The organism is Herbaspirillum sp. UBA812 (assembly GCF_002296545.1).
GTDB classification, from domain to species: Bacteria; Pseudomonadota; Gammaproteobacteria; order Burkholderiales; family Burkholderiaceae_D; genus Herbaspirillum; species Herbaspirillum huttiense.
On record NZ_DBIC01000103.1, the window covers coordinates 1 to 14,764 of the forward strand.

Genomic DNA, 14,764 nt, shown 5'->3' on the forward strand with positions numbered 1-14,764 from the left:
GCGAAGGTGACGATGATGACGCGGTTGGCGTCCACGCCCATCAAACCGGCGATGCGCGGGTTCTCGGCGGTGGCGCGCATGGCGCGGCCCATCTTGGTCTTCTCCACGATCAGCACCAGGCCGATCATCGCGGCCAGGGCCAGGATGAGCAGCATGATCTGGGTCGGCGAGATCAGGGCACCGGCGATGTTGACCGGGGTCGAGGGCATGATCTGCGGGAACGGCAGCGGGCTGCGGCCCCAGATCATCATGGCGAAGGTCTGCAGCAGGATTGACACGCCGATGGCGGTGATCAGCGGCGCCAGACGCGGCGCGTTGCGCAGCGGACGGTAAGCGATGCGTTCGATCAGCAGGCTGACGATCACGCACACCGGAATGGCACCGACGATGGCAATGATCAGCTTGACGATGCCCGGCAGGTCAGGAGCGACCTGCTGCACCAATTTGAGGATCGACAGGCCGACCATGGCGCCCACCATCAAGATGTCGCCGTGGGCAAAGTTGATCAGGTTCAGCACCCCGTACACCATGGTGTAGCCCAGGGCGATCAGTGCGTACATGCTGCCTAGCACCAATCCGTTGATGATCTGCTGGATGAAAATGTCCATGAAACGGTGTCTCCTTCAGGAGGATGATTGTTGTGAAACGTCAGGAAACTGCAAGGAAACCGCAAACGCACGGACGTTCGCGAAAAAAGCGTAAATTATTTATCAAATTAAGCGCGCATGCACGCGCAATTTTCAGATCCCCAGTGTGGTGCGCATCACGCGCGCTGCCGCCAGGTCCCACGCAGCCTGGCCCACGGTCTTGAACACCGGCAGCGCCCCCGCGCTGTCGAGCGTGTTCACCGCCGTCTTGCCGGCCAGCACATCGCCGATGCCGACCACGCCCGCCCAGTCCACCTTGGCCTGGATCAGGTCGCCTGCTTCGTGATGCGCGCCGGCCAGGTCATCGACCACGATGCGGCGTGCATGCAGCAGGCTGGCCGGGAACTCCACCATGTCCGGCTTGAAGGCGCCGAGGCCGATGGCCAGCGTATCGGCCGCGATCTGCTCGGGAATGACGGCCACGCGTGACGTGGTCAAGGCAATCACCACATCGGTGCGCGGTAAGTCCTGTTGCAACATCTGTGCCGGGAGCGGACTGGCCACCACTTGCGGATGGCGTTCGCTGATGGCCTGGCAGAAGGCCTGGGTACGCGCGAGATCGCGTGCGGCGACCCAGAACTGACGCACACCATACACTTCGGCCAGGGCATCGGCATGCGCCGCCGCCTGCGCGCCGGTGCCGATCAGCAGCGCCGATTGCGGCGTGCGCGGCAACAGCGTACGAATGCCAAGGAGGCTCATGGCTGCAGTGCGGCGCGCCGTGGCGGTGGGGCCATCCATCAGGGCCAGGCGTCGGCCGGTGCCGGTCTCGAAGGCAATCAACTCACCCTGGATCGCCGGCAACTGATGGCGGGCGTTGTCGCCATGCACGGTGATGAGCTTGGTCACCGAGATATCCTCGGCAATGGCGGGCATGCCCAGCAAGACGCTGTTGGCATCGATGGGAACCACCTGGCGCTCTGGTGCGCGGATGGCACCGCTGGCCAGTTCCTGCGCGGCGCGTGCGAGGGCATCGACCAGTGCGGAATACGGCAGTGCCTGCGCGGTCTGGAGGGAGTCGAGGATGTGCATGGGAATCCTGTGGGAGAAGTCAGCGCAGGAAGAAACCGGTCGGGAAGGGATCGGACTCTTCCAGCACCCACTGGTTGGTACTCATGATGTGGGCATGGCCGCTCACCTCGGTGAGCGCGCCATCGAAGTCGCCCACCTTGGTGGCAGCAGTCACGCGCACGCCGAAGTTGCTGCCGACGATGCTGCCGTTGACGTAGTTCTGGTTCAGCGCCAATTGTCCGCGCAGGAACAGCTGGGCGGCGCGGCCCGAGGTACCGGTGCCGGTGGGCGAGCGGTCCACTTCGCGGTCAGCGAAGATGCAGACGTTGGACTGGTCCGCGCCGGGGAAATTGGGTTCGCTGTCGATGATGGTGCCGTACAGCGTATTGAGGCCCGGCTCCAGCGGATGCGCGATGGCGACCTTGGCCATGACGGCGGCCTTGGTCTCGGCACCCAGCTGGATCAGCTGGCGCACCAGTTCAGGCTTGACGGTGAGGCCGGCCTGCGCCGCGTTGATGTAGTAGTAGAAGGCACCACCGAAGACGATGTCACCGGTGATCTTGCCAAACCCGGGCGTCTCGACTTCGACGTCGCGGCGATAGATGAAGGCGGGTACGTTGTTGAAGCTGACCTTGCCGGCGCGCACGCCATCCCACTCGACGAAGGCTTCGATGAAGCCGGCCGGGGCATCAAAGCAGATGCGGGTCTGCGGCTGGGTGCGTTCGACGTAGCCCATCTCGACCAATACCTTGCCGAGGGCGATGATGCCGTGGCCGCACATGTCGCTGTAGCCTTCGTTGTGGATGAAGATGACGCCGAAGTCGGCACCGGCCGTGACCGGGGGCAGCAGATAGACACCATACATGTCGGCATGGCCGCGCGGCTCGTTCATCAGGAAGCGACGCAGGTCGTCGCGATGTTCGCGCAGCCAGGCGCGCTGTTCCAGGATGGTGCCGGCCGGGATCTTGGGCAGGCCCGAGACCACGATGCGCAACGGCTCACCGCCGGTGTGGGCATCGATGGTCTGGACGGTACGGGTATAGCTGAGCATGGTCTTCCTTCCGGGTATGCTGCGGGTCCGCCTGGGCAGAGGGTAACACTGCGGACCGGACATGGGCCCTGCAAGCGGGTACGGCAAGCCGCTCCCGGCCGGTCGGAACCGGCGGGAAGCGGGACACTGCAATGTGGAGCTGGGATCAGGGCCTGGCGCGCCACCCGCGACTGCGGGCGGCAGGATCAGGCCGGGGAAGGACCGATCAGTAGCTGGTCAGGGGAACCGGCAGACCATCCTTGAAGCGATAGACCGTCACGGGCGATTGCTTCAGGTCGTGATTGGCGTCGAAGTCGTACTGGCCGGCCACGCCCTTGTAGCTGATCTTGGCCATGGCCGGACCGAAGGCTTTCGGATCGACCGAATTAGCCTGCTTCATGGCTTGCGCGATCAGCATCATGCCATCGTAGAACGAGACTGCATAGGTTTCAGCAGGACGGCTGTACTTCTTCTGGTAGTCGTCAGCGAAGACCTTGCCATCCTTGGCCTTGTCCAGCATGGTGCCGCCCTGGGTGCAGTAGACGGTTTCACCGATGGCATCGCCACCCAGGCGACCCATTTCCGGCGAACAGATGCCGTCGCCGCCCATCAGGGGCACGTCGATGCCCAGCTGCTTCATCTGGCGCTTGATCGGGCCGCCTTGGGGAGCATAGCCGCCCAGGAACACGGCGTCGGGCTTCTTGCCCTTGATGGAGGTCAGGATGGCGGTGAAGTCGGTGGCCTTGTCGTTGGTGAAGTCCTTGCTGATGACTTCGATGCCGTTGGCCTTGGCGACCTTGGCGAATTCCTCGGCCAGGCCCTGGCCGTAGGCGGTGCGGTCATCGATGACGGCCACGCGCTTCAACTTCAGTTCCTTGGCTGCGTACAGGGCCATCTTGCCGCCCAGCTGGCTGTCGCTGGCAGCCACGCGGAACAGGGTGGCAAAACCTTGCTGGGTGATCTTGGGGTTGGAGGCCACGGTGGCCACCACGATGCCGGCATCGTTGTAGACGCGCGAGGCAGGAATGGTCACGCCCGAGTTGTAGGGACCGACGATGGCCTTGACGCCCTGGTCAGCCAGCTTCTGTGCCACGGCCACGCCTTGCTTGGGGTCGGCCTGGTCATCTTCTGCCAGGACTTCGAACTTGATCTTCTTGCCGCCCACGGTGATGGGTTGCGCATTCAGACGCTCGACGGCCATCATCAGGCCGCCCTGGTTGTCCTTGCCGGCCGATGCCTGGGGACCGGTCAACGGGCTGGAGAAACCGATCTTGACGACCTGGGTTTCCTGCGCCATGGCGAAAGCAGGGATCAGCGCCAGCGAGGCGGCGATGATGTTGAGTCCGGAGACGCGCTTGAACATGGGGTGTTTCCTCTCTTCTAGAAAGTCAGACTGCGGTGGGTGATTGCATTGAAAACGCCGGAAAAGCAGGATTTGCGCCATCCCCCGCCTCGTGGGCAGGAGCGGAGCATTCCGTTGATGCCGGGCCGACCGCGTCAGGCCGGTTTTCACCGCCGCGCGCAGGCTGGACCTGGCAAACAAAACTCGTCAAATCTGTTGTCGAGATACTGCTGTGATCCGCGCAGAAACGAGGTGAACTTCGCTTCATGCCCGCATTACGTTATGTTTTTTATGAGGGAGGATTCTATTGACTCTTCCTTGATATTAGGCCCGCTTATTCCCCTTATAATCGGAATAAAATTTTCTCTATATATTTTTAACTGAATAAAGTTCAGAAACCATGGCCGGACTCGACAAGATCAGCAAGAAAATTCTGGCGGAGCTGCAAAACGACGGCCGCATCAGCAACGTCGACCTCGCCGGCCGTGTGAACCTGTCGCCGGCCGCTTGCCTGGAGCGGGTTCGCAAGCTGCAGGAAGCCGGCTATATCCTGGGTTATGCGGCGCAGCTGAATCCGGAATTGCTGGATGTCTCCCTGCTGGTCTTCATCGAGGTGGTGCTGGACCGCACCACGCCGGATGTCTTTGCCGAATTCAAGAAGAGCGTGCAGAGCATCCCCGAGATCATGGAATGCCACATGGTGGCCGGCGGCTTCGATTACCTGGTCAAGTCGCGGGTCAAGGACATGAACGCCTACCGTGAATTCCTGGGCAAGTCGCTGCTGCAATTGAAGGGTGTGCGCGAGACCCACACTTATGCGGTGATGGAAGAAGTGAAGAACACCATCCGCCTGCCTATCCGCTGATCCCCACGGCATGCGCGGGATCGTTCCCCGCCACTGCCTGCCCCTGCTCCAGCCTGCCCTTGCGCCGGTACGCCCCCGGCCCCATTCCGCTGAACTTCTTGAATACCCGGTTGAACGCTGCTTCGGACTGATACCCCACAGCTTCGCCGATCTGGGCCGTGCCCATTTTGCTGTAGCTCAATAGCTGCGCGGCACGCGCCATGCGCAATTGCTGCAGGAGTTCGCCTGGCGTAGTGCCGCCGACCTCCTGGAAGCGCCGCACGAAGGTCGCGCGCGACATGTGGCACAGCGCTGCCAGCCGAGGCAGCGTCCAGTCCTGCTGCGGGGCATCCAGCATGGCCTGCATCGCATGTTGCAGGCCGGGATGGGCCAGCAGCGCCAGCAAACCCGGCTCCGGTCCGCCCTGGGCCAGCCAGGCGCGCAGGGCCAGTCCGAACAGCGCCGCCGCCAGCCCGGCCACCACCGCCTGCGCGCCGGCGCGCAATTCTCCGCGGCCATCGGCGCCCCCGCACTCGTTGCGCAGCAGGGTGGCCAGGGTGTGCAGGCCATCCCCTTGCGGCAGCTGCTGGCCCCGCACCAGCAAGACTTCCGGCAGCGCCTGCACCAGGGCGTTGGAGTGCGGGGCATCGAAATGGAACTGCCCGCAGAGGAAATCCGACAGGGGCTGCGCGCCGCCGGCATCCTCATCATTCACATTCAGTTGCACCGGCGCTGCAGTCACGCCCGGGCGCGCCGCGATGGCTTCGCCGACGGGCGCGATGAAGAGATCATGCGCTGCGCCCCGGGTCAGCACCACCAGATCGCCAGCCTCCAGCAGCAGAGGTTCCCCTTCCGCCAACTGCAGTTGTGCCCTGCCCTCCAGGATGAAGTGATAAGGCGCCACACCCGCCGGCAAGGCGACGTGCGGCAGGTTCCACGGCTGGCCGAAACGGCAGCGGATATCCAGCGCGGCACGCACCGGATGCAGGGAAAGGAGGCGGCTGAGGGCATCCATCATTTTCCTTGGTTGAGCTTTTTGAGCAATTTTATGTCATTTCCAGGCATTCATAATTCCAATCTGTAAGCCTACAGTACCTCCATGCGCAATACGGACCAGCGGCAACCCTGCCCCGGCCAAGGCGCTGACCTTCACCAAGGAGAAATATCATGTCCCGTTTGAACACTGCCCCCATCAGCGAAGCCAGCGGCCAGGCCGCTCAACTGTTTGCCGCCATCAAGTCTGCAGTCGGCATGGTGCCCAATGCCTACGCCGGCATCGGCAGCCTGAGCCCGGTAGCGCTGGAGTCCGCCCTGCACCTGGATGGCGCCCTGCGCAAGAGCAGCCTGTCGGCCAAGGAAATCGAAGCCATCAAGCTGGCCGTGAGCGAACAGTCCGGTTGCGATTACTGCCTGGCCGCTCACTCGCTCATGGGCAAGAAGGTCGGCCTCTCCGCCCAGGCCATCGACGGTGTGCGCCATGACCGCCCCTCGGGCGATGACCGCCTGGATGTGCTGGCCGACTTCGCGCGCCGCCTGGTCGCTACCCGTGGCACCGTTCCCGCCGATGTGGTCGAACGCGTGCGGGCCGTCTACAGCGATGCCCAGATCGTCGATACGCTGCTGGCCGTCACTGCAATTACCTTCACCAATCTGTTCAATCGTGTGAACGATACTGTTCTGGATTTCCCGCCGGCACCGTAATCGGCCAGTAAAAAATCCGGAAAATTGACTCATTGCTTCATACGCGCCATACAGGCGAAAAAAAGCCCGGCAGCCTCCTTGCGGAGACGGCCGGGCAAGCTGCGCTGGCGGGAGGCGCAGTCTCCCGCCGGCACCCGATGACGCCGCTGCCCGGGGCAGCTGGCGTTTCATTCATATCGGTCAAAAGGCGGTGCGTACCCCCACGATGAAGTTGCGGCCACCCAGCGGCACCGTCTCGCGCAGCACCGAGGTGGACAAACGGATGTCCTGGTTCAGCAGGTTGCGGGCCAGTGCGAACCAGGTCAGCTTCACGCCGTTGAGGCGCTGGGTATAGGACAGGTTGGCGTCCAGCTGGGTGTAGGACGGGGTTTCGTAGGTTTCGAAGGACGCCAGGCGATCCTGCTTCTGCGCGCGCAAGACCTTCACGCCGCTGGCCCAGGGGCCGGTCTTGTAGCCCAGCTCGATGCCGTAGCGGGTGGACGGTTGCAGGGGCAGGTTGCCGAGATTGTCGAGCGTGCCGCGCGAGGTATCGGCAAAGACCCGGCCGGAGACGCCTTCGCCGTTCCAGTTGTAGGTGACCTCGGCTTCCACGCCGCGGATGGTGGCATCGCCCTGCGACCAGAAGCGCTGGGTGAATTCGCCATTGGGATCGGCCGCACCGGTATCGTCCACCTGGCCGTTGGTACGGCCGTAGATATAGTTGTTGACCTTGTTGCGGAACACATTGCCCTTCCAGCGCACCAGTCCTTCGGTCTTCTGCAGGCTCAACTCGATGTTGTGTGACGTTTCCTTCTTCAGCTGGTTGTCGCCGATGTCGTAGGTGGAGGTCGATTCATGCGGGCCGTTGGAGTACAGCTCTTCCACCGTCGGCGCACGCTGGGCGAAGGAATAGGTCAGGCCCAGGCCGTATCCGGGCTGGAAGGTCCACAGGCCGCCGGTAGACCAGGAGATCAGGCTGAAATCGCGTCCCGGCAGGCCGCTGCCGCTGTCCGGACGGCGGCTCACGCTCTCGGCGCGCAAGCCGGCACTGGCCAGTACCTGGCCGAACTGCCGCTCTTCCACCAGGAAGCCGGCAAAGGACGTCGAACGCGTGGGCGGAGTCAGCTCGGAGACACCGGTATCGGGCGTGAGGGCCGAGTAGTTGCTCTGCTCGGTCTGCACGCCGAAGGTGCCGTGCCAGCCGGCCAGCGGCGCGTGCGTCAGTTCCCAGCGGGTCTGCAGGGCGCGGTTGGAGAAGACCGTGTTGGGCGTGCCATCCTGCGCCTTCTCGATGTGGGTGTAGTCGGTGTACCCCATGCGGAAGCGGAATTTCTCGATGCCGGCGAAGGGATGATTGACGACGGTATCGAGGTCGTAGCGATTCTGGTGCAGGTCGATGAAGGATTTTTCATCGGTCGGGATGCCGTAGTGGTCGTCCAGGGTCGCCACCGACAGGCCGACGTAACCCCAGTTGGTCACATAGGAAATGCCGCCACCCAGGCTGGTCTCGTGGGTGAAGGAATTGGGCAGGCGGCCCGACGCGCTGCTGCTGTCGCCCTGACGGGCGTTACCGGGGATCTTGTAATTGTCGGTATCGCGGTAGTTGCCGTCCAGGTGCAGGCCGATCTGGCCGGCCGAGGTATCCAGCGAGAAAGACGTGTTCTTTTCGCCATCGACAGTGCCGTAGCGGCCTTCGACGGTGCCGGTGGGCTTGCCGACCAGCTCGGTGGGGATACGGTCATTGACCACGTTGACCAGGCCGCCGATGGCACCCGAGCCATACAGCAGCGCGGCCGGACCGCGCAGGATTTCGATCTGGCGGGCAGTAGCGGCTTCGGTGGCGACCGCATGGTCGTTGGAGACGGTGGAGACGTCGGAGACGCCCATGCCGTTCTGCAGGATCATCACGCGCGGACCTTCCATGCCGCGGATGATGGGACGCGAAGCGCCGGCACCGAAGGCGCTGGCGGACACGCCCAGTTCACCCGAAAGCGTGTCGCCCAGCGAGTTGCCGAGCTTGTTGCGCAGTTCGTCACCGGCGATGACCTTGGCGGGCGTGAGGACTTGTACATCCTCCTGAGAGGCGAAGGGGGTGGCAGTGACGACGATGGGTTGCAGCGCCGGTTGGGCGGCGGTTGCAGGGGTCGCGGCGGTTGCAGGGGTCGCGGTGGTGTCAGCCGTCTGGGCCGAAGCCGAAACGGACCAGGCCGCCAGGGCCGAGAAGACGGCCGAGGCGATGCGTTGGCGTTGAAGAGCCATGTGAATTCCTTGTTATGCGCGAAGCGCCGCCCGCCTTGTCGTGAGGGTGGATGGGGCGGCGCGGATACACCGGCCGTCGGCACGCGATCGCACGCAGCGGCGGCGTCAGGACGACGCCGCGCCACGCACGGATGCGCGAGCGACAACCGGTAACCAGTAATGCGGGTCTTGCAGGGAGAAGGAATTCAGCGCGGCGGGGCGCGCGAGGAGAAATGGCAGTTCAGCGGCGCGTCCCAGGACGCGAAGGCCAGCCACAGGGCCAGCACGCGCACCGGCGGCAGCAACGGAAGGGGAGGAAAATCGACATGCACACCGGCCGACAAGGCAGCGGCGTCATAGGCCACGCAGGAGTGGTGCAGGCCATGGGCGTGGTGGTGATGGGCATCATGCCCGTCGGCGGCAGCGAGTTCGGCGTGCGCCTCCTCGCCCTCGTCGAACAGGGCTTCGCTGATCAGCGAATGGACCGTCCCCGGTGCCCAGCCGGCGTGCGCAATACCGTGCACGAAACCCAGCATCTGCGCGAACAGCAGCGACATCGCCAGCAGGGCGATGACGGTGGAGCTTCGCAGGGCGCGCAGACGGTGCATGAGGCGGGACCAGGTTGGAAACGACAGCGGCACTGCGCCTGCGCACCGCATGGCGCAGGCGTCATCGTGCGAGGCGAGGATCAGTCGCCGTAGAGTTTCTGCTTCAGTTCGCGGCGTTGCTGGGCTTCCAGCGACAGGGTCGCGGTCGGACGCGCCAGCAGGCGCGGGATGCCGATCGGTTCGCCCGTTTCTTCACACCAGCCGTACTCGCCATTGTCGATGGAGACGATGGATTGCTGCACCTTCTTGAGCAGCTTGCGCTCGCGGTCGCGGGTGCGCAGTTCCAGCGCGTGTTCTTCCTCGATGGTGGCGCGGTCAGCCGGGTCCGGCACCAGCACGGTTTCGCGCAGGTGTTCGGTGGTTTCATCCGCGTTCTTGAGCAGATCCTTTTCCAGCTGCTGGAGACGGGCCTTGAAGAAAGCAAGCTGCGCTTCGTTCATGTAGTCCTTCTCGTCCATCTTGAGGATTTGTTCCTCGGTCAGCAACTGCGCTGCAGGGGTAGTTTTGGGAGTCTTGGTTGCCACTTCGCTTACTTTCAATACTACGGGTTTTTCAACTATATCCATTCCCGGCTGATGCACGGCTGCCGGAACAGGTCGCTTGTGAATCCACTTCCCTTGCCGCGTTGGCACCTCTTCGATTGACGTTGACGCGATCAGTGCGCAGGTCCGGGCCGTCAGGACCGGGGCGCGCTGCCGATGGCGTACGCTTTTTCGCGGTCAAGGATTGTACACCAACGATTCCGTATGCCAAGCCTTTGGCGCGGCGGCCCGCTGGCCATCTCCTCGGGCGGCGTTCCGGTTCATGGAGCGGTTCATGACTTCCCCTGTGACGGGCTAGGCGGGGCGGGCTGATCGCGCTTGTGAATTGTCGTCGTTCGGAACATCAGCCTGGCGCATGCTGCATGCTATTTGCATTGCAACATCCATCCGTGTTTATACCAGAAGAACGGGGGCCGATGGAAGCGCCGATGCATGCCATCGGCCGCGCCCGCGTCTATCCGTGCCGCCGGGCACACACCGGGCACTGGCGGTCGCGGCCGATGCCGATGCTGGTCCATTGCATCTCGCGGGCGTCCAGGATCAGGAGGCGTCCGGCCAGCGAGCGGCCGATACCGGCCACCAGCTTGATGGCCTCGGCCGCCTGCATGGTGCCGATGATGCCGACCAGGGGCGAGAACACGCCCATGGTGGAACACTGCACTTCCTCGAACTCGCGCTCGGGTGGAAACAGGCAGGCATAGCAGGGGCTGGCGTCCTGGCGCGGGTCGAATACGCTGACCTGGCCATCAAAGCGGATCGCTGCCCCCGAGACCAGCGGCACCCCGGCCGCCACGCAGGCGCGATTGACGGCATGGCGGGTAGCGAAGTTGTCGCTGCAGTCCAGCACCACATCGGCCGCCGCCACCAGCGCCTGCAGGCGCTCCCCGTCCACCCGCTCGGCCAGCGCCGTGACCTGTACGCCGGGGTTGATCTGCTGCAAGGCTTCGCGCCCGGACGCTACCTTGGGCTGGCCCACGCGCGCGGTGGTGTGCATGATCTGGCGCTGCAGGTTGGTCAGATCGACGGTGTCATGATCCACCAGGGTGATGTGGCCCACCCCGGCCGACGCCAGGTACATGGCCGCCGGCGAGCCCAGGCCACCGGCACCGATCACCAGCGCATGGCCTTGCAGCAGGCGGGTCTGGCCTTCGATGTCGATCTCGTCGAGCAGGATGTGGCGCGAGTAGCGCAGCAGCTGTTGGTCATCCATCGTCATATCCGACATGGTTGAGATGAAAAAAAGGGCCGCTGGCAAGTGCTAGCGGCCCGATGTGCCTGCCCGCAGGCGGCGTATTACTTGGTGGTATCGATCTTCTCGGCGGGCGCCTTGTTGTCCTTGCGCTCGTCCTTCACCGGGGTGTCGTTCTTGCCTTCTTCATTGCGCACTTCCGGCTTGGCGTTGGAAACCTTCACCGGCAGGCCCTTCAACTGGTTCAGGGCCTGGGTCAGCTGGAAGTCGTCCTTGCTGCCGAAGTCCAGCGGCTTGCGCTTCTTCTCGGCGGCAATCAGGCGCTCTTCGGACTGCTCATCCATGGCCTTGGCCTTGACCTCGGCGGACTTGTCGGTGTCGTTGGTCAGGTGCTTGGAGAGATCGGCTTCACGCAGGCGCAGGCCATTCAGGCCGTCGCCATCCGGATATTCGTCCACCATGATGTCCGGCACGATGCCACGCGCCTGGATGGAACGGCCCTTGGGCGTGTAGTAACGGGCGGTGGTCAGCTTGACGGCGGTGTTCTTCTCCGGCGGCAGCGCGATCACCGATTGCACCGAACCCTTGCCGAAGGACTGCGTACCCATGATGGTGGCGCGCTTGTAATCCTGCAGGGCACCGGCCACGATTTCGGAAGCCGAGGCCGAGCCGCTGTTGATCAGTACCACCATCGGCACCTTCTTGATGGCATCCGGCAGGCGCGACAGGGGATCAGACAGCGGGTTGGCGGCGTAATACTCGCGCTTGGCGTAGAAGGTCTGCTTGGAGCTCGGGAGCTGGCCATTGGTGGAGACCACCACCGAATCCTTGGGGAGGAAGGCCGCCGCCACGCCGATGGCGCCCGGCAGCACGCCGCCCGGGTCATTGCGCAGGTCCAGCACGATGCCCTTCAGGTTGGGTTCCTGGGCGTAGATGGCGGCCAGCTTCTTGGACATGTCGTCCACCGTCGGTTCCTGGAACTGGGTCACGCGCAGCCAGGCGTAGCCGGGTTCCACCACCTTGGACTTGACGCTCTGCACGCGGATCTCCTGACGGGTGATGGTCAGGATGATGGGCTTGTCTTCTTCCTTGCGGGCGATGGTCAGCGTGATCTTGGTGTTGGGTTCGCCGCGCATCTTCTTGACGGCTTCATCCAGGGTCAGGCCCTTGACCGGGGTGCTGTCCAGGCGGGTGATCAGGTCACCGGCCTTGATCCCGGCGCGGAAGGCCGGCGAATCCTCGATGGGGGAGATGACCTTGACGTAGCCATCTTCCATGCCGACCTCGATGCCCAGGCCCACGAACTTGCCCATGGTGCCTTCGCGCAGCTCCTTGTAGGCCTTCTTGTCAAGATAGGCGGAGTGCGGGTCGAGCGAAGCGACCATGCCGGAAATGGCTTCGGTCAGCAGCTTCTTGTCATCGACCTGTTCCACATAATCTGACTTGATGAGACCGAACACGTCGGCCATCTGGCGCAGCTCCTCCAGGGGCAGCGACGCCGTTGCGTTCTTTTGCGCGATGGCGTCGAACTGAATCATCGCAGTGGCACCTGCCACCATGCCCAACCCGATCAAACCGATATTCTTGAGTTTGCTGCCCATGTTTCACCTAGAAGTTACCCACCCCTGTGGGTCGAATGCGCGGCCTTGATACCGCATTTCAAAGTATAAACCCGATTGCTCATTGCCGCCGCTGTTGCCTGCAGTGGCAATGGTTTCCCCGGTCTTGACCAGGTCACCGGCGCGTTTCAATACCGACTGGTTGTTGCCGTAAATCGTCATGTACTGGTTGCCGTGATCGACGATGATCAGGTTGCCGAAACCGCGCAACCAGTCCGCGAAGACCACGCGTCCTGCTGCCACTGCCCGCACTTCCGCGCCTTCCTGGGCGCGCAGGAACAGGCCCCGGCTGGTCGGTCCGTCGCCGCGGCGGCTGCCGAATTTCGATACCAGCTCGCCCCTGACCGGCAGATGCAATTGTCCGCGCAGGCTGGCAAAGGGCTTGCCGAAATTGTCCGCCTGCGGCTCGGGCAGCGTGTCATTGCGGCCCAAGGAAGCCTGTTGCGGCGGCTCGTCATCATCGATGGCGTCGGCCGGATCGGGCATCTTCGGCGCCGGCTTGCCTTCCTTGGCGGCCCTGGCCGCTTCGGCGGCGCGCTTCTCGGCGCGGGCACGCTGTTCAGCCAAACGCTTCTCGCGTTCGGCCTTGGCTTTGGCCAATTGTTCCTGGCGACGTTTCTCGCGGGCCTCGGCTTCGGCCTTTTTCTGCTGCTCGATGATCTGCGCCAGCTTGTCCACCAGGCTGGAGAGGCGCTGCTGATCCTGCTCGATGCGGCCGGCTTCCTGGCGCTGGGCGTTGAGTTTGGTGGAAAGCTGCGAAAGCAAGGTCTGGCGGCGGCCCTTCTCGCGTTCCAGTACCTTCTTCTGTTCCTGTTCTTCCTGGGCGATTTCATCCAGTTCGAACTTGGCATTCTGGGTGTCGGCCTTGTTGGCGCGGATCGCCTGCTGGTTGGCACGCAGGGTTTCAATCAGCTTGGCCTGGGCTTGCGAGACATAGCCCATGTACTGCAGCTCGCGATTGATGCGATTGGGATTGTCGCCGGAGAGCAGCAGCTTGATGCGGTCCTCGTTGCCGGCCACATATTGCTCGCGCAGCAGCTTGGACAGCTGCGCCTGCTGGGCGTTGACCAGCGCGGTCAGTTCGTTCAACTGCTTGACCAGCTGCGCCAGGCGCGCTTCGGTAGCCTGCTGCTCCTGCGCCAGATCGCGCAGCGAACGATTGGCTTTGGAGATCGCCTGTTCGGAAGCGGCCAGGGCATCGGCGGCATTGTCCTTGGCCGTCTCGGTCTGGTCGATATCGCGCTTGAGCGTAGTCAGGCGCTGTTGCAGGTCGGCCTGTTCCTTTTCAGCGGCCTGCTTCTGCCGGGTCCGCTCGGTGATCGGCTGCGCCTGCACCGCTGCACACAGCAGCAGACCGCAAGCCATCGTCGCCAGCAAGCGAAAGACTCCCCGCGGCGCGCCCGACAGAAGGGCGGAGCGCGCCGGTGGAATGCACTTTCCGGAAAGGGACGCCGCCTGTGCGGCGGGCGTCTTGCTGGAGCAACGCAGTTTTATTTCGACTTCCCTTGATTGGCCACGGCCTTGAGCGCTGCTTCGATGGCGGACTGGTCGCCCAGGTAGTAGCTCTTGATCGGCTTGAGGTCGGCGTCCAGTTCATAGACCAGCGGCTGGCCGTTGGGGATGTTCAGGCCGACGATGTCGTTGTCGCTGATGCCGTCCAGGTACTTGATCAGGGCGCGCAGGCTGTTGCCGTGGGCCGAGATGATGATCTGCTTGCCAGCGCGGATGGCCGGGGCGATGGAGTCATTCCAAGCCGGCAGCACACGCGCCACGGTGTCCTTCAGGCATTCGGTCAGCGGCACCTGCTCGCGCGAGAGGCCGGCGTAGCGGGCGTCGCCGAAGGCATCGCGCTCTTCGCCCGGGGTCAGCGGGTTGGGCGGGGTATCGTAGCTGCGGCGCCAGACCAGCACCTGCTCGTCGCCGTACTGGGCGGCGGTTTCGGCCTTGTTCAGACCTTGCAGGGCGCCGTAGTGGCGTTCGTTGAGGCGCCAGTCGTTCTTGATCGGGATGTACA

Annotated in this window: 14 protein-coding genes; 2 read left to right on the forward strand and 12 right to left on the reverse strand. The window is 63.7% G+C overall.

Annotated elements, in window-relative coordinates; translation table 11 throughout:
• From B3873_RS06515 to B3873_RS06530, 4 genes are all read right to left on the reverse strand, one after another.
• A partial coding sequence (locus tag B3873_RS06515; RefSeq protein WP_286864757.1) for a branched-chain amino acid ABC transporter permease occupies positions 1–608 on the reverse strand: 608 nt, incomplete at its 3' end.
• Between the two features lie 132 nt (positions 609–740).
• Entirely contained in the window at positions 741–1,679 is a 939-nt protein-coding gene (locus B3873_RS06520; protein ID WP_286864758.1) for a delta(1)-pyrroline-2-carboxylate reductase family protein, read from the reverse strand.
• Between the two features lie 19 nt (positions 1,680–1,698).
• Positions 1,699–2,709 carry a trans-3-hydroxy-L-proline dehydratase gene (lhpH, locus tag B3873_RS06525; RefSeq protein ID WP_286864759.1) on the reverse strand — a complete coding sequence of 337 codons (1,011 nt, stop codon included), beginning with the start codon at positions 2,707–2,709 and terminating at the stop codon, positions 1,699–1,701.
• Between the two features lie 205 nt (positions 2,710–2,914).
• On the reverse strand, positions 2,915–4,051 hold the full coding sequence (locus B3873_RS06530; RefSeq protein WP_121037777.1) for a branched-chain amino acid ABC transporter substrate-binding protein: 1,137 nt from the start codon (positions 4,049–4,051) through the stop codon (positions 2,915–2,917).
• A gap of 379 nt (positions 4,052–4,430) precedes the next feature.
• On the opposite strand from B3873_RS06530, the gene B3873_RS06535 reads away from it, so the two are divergent.
• Positions 4,431–4,895, forward strand: a complete 465-nt coding sequence (locus tag B3873_RS06535) for an Lrp/AsnC ligand binding domain-containing protein (protein WP_034340473.1) — start codon at positions 4,431–4,433, stop codon at positions 4,893–4,895.
• On the opposite strand, the gene B3873_RS06540 is transcribed toward B3873_RS06535, so the two are convergent.
• Positions 4,885–5,889, reverse strand: a complete 1,005-nt coding sequence (locus B3873_RS06540) for an AraC family transcriptional regulator (protein WP_286864761.1) — start codon at positions 5,887–5,889, stop codon at positions 4,885–4,887. The genes B3873_RS06535 and B3873_RS06540 overlap by 11 nt on opposite strands.
• 152 nt (positions 5,890–6,041) lie before the next feature.
• Here B3873_RS06540 and B3873_RS06545 point away from each other — a divergent pair, with 152 nt between their 5' ends.
• Positions 6,042–6,575, forward strand: a complete 534-nt coding sequence (locus B3873_RS06545; protein WP_088757362.1) for a carboxymuconolactone decarboxylase family protein — start codon at positions 6,042–6,044, stop codon at positions 6,573–6,575.
• Between the two features lie 180 nt (positions 6,576–6,755).
• Here B3873_RS06545 and B3873_RS06550 read toward each other — a convergent pair whose 3' ends face one another.
• The 7 genes from B3873_RS06550 to B3873_RS06580 form a co-directional block, all read right to left on the reverse strand.
• On the reverse strand, positions 6,756–8,813 hold the full coding sequence (locus B3873_RS06550; RefSeq protein ID WP_286864764.1) for a TonB-dependent receptor: 2,058 nt from the start codon (positions 8,811–8,813) through the stop codon (positions 6,756–6,758).
• Between the two features lie 185 nt (positions 8,814–8,998).
• The gene (locus B3873_RS06555) at positions 8,999–9,400 is read right to left on the reverse strand and encodes a hypothetical protein (protein WP_121037766.1); all 402 of its coding nucleotides are present in this window, start codon (positions 9,398–9,400) and stop codon (positions 8,999–9,001) included.
• Between the two features lie 80 nt (positions 9,401–9,480).
• Positions 9,481–9,966 (reverse strand): RNA polymerase-binding protein DksA, encoded by a 486-nt coding sequence (gene dksA / locus B3873_RS06560; protein WP_182993485.1) that lies wholly within the window; start codon positions 9,964–9,966, stop codon positions 9,481–9,483.
• A gap of 430 nt (positions 9,967–10,396) precedes the next feature.
• On the reverse strand, positions 10,397–11,152 hold the full coding sequence (locus B3873_RS06565) for a HesA/MoeB/ThiF family protein (RefSeq protein ID WP_286864765.1): 756 nt from the start codon (positions 11,150–11,152) through the stop codon (positions 10,397–10,399).
• Positions 11,153–11,235: 83 nt separating this feature from the next.
• Positions 11,236–12,732, reverse strand: a complete 1,497-nt coding sequence (locus B3873_RS06570; protein WP_039789587.1) for a S41 family peptidase — start codon at positions 12,730–12,732, stop codon at positions 11,236–11,238.
• Positions 12,733–12,735: 3 nt separating this feature from the next.
• Entirely contained in the window at positions 12,736–14,115 is a 1,380-nt protein-coding gene (locus tag B3873_RS06575) for a murein hydrolase activator EnvC family protein (protein WP_198516550.1), read from the reverse strand.
• Positions 14,116–14,240: 125 nt separating this feature from the next.
• On the reverse strand, positions 14,241–14,764 hold a 524-nt coding region (locus B3873_RS06580), incomplete at its 5' end, for a 2,3-bisphosphoglycerate-dependent phosphoglycerate mutase (protein WP_286864768.1).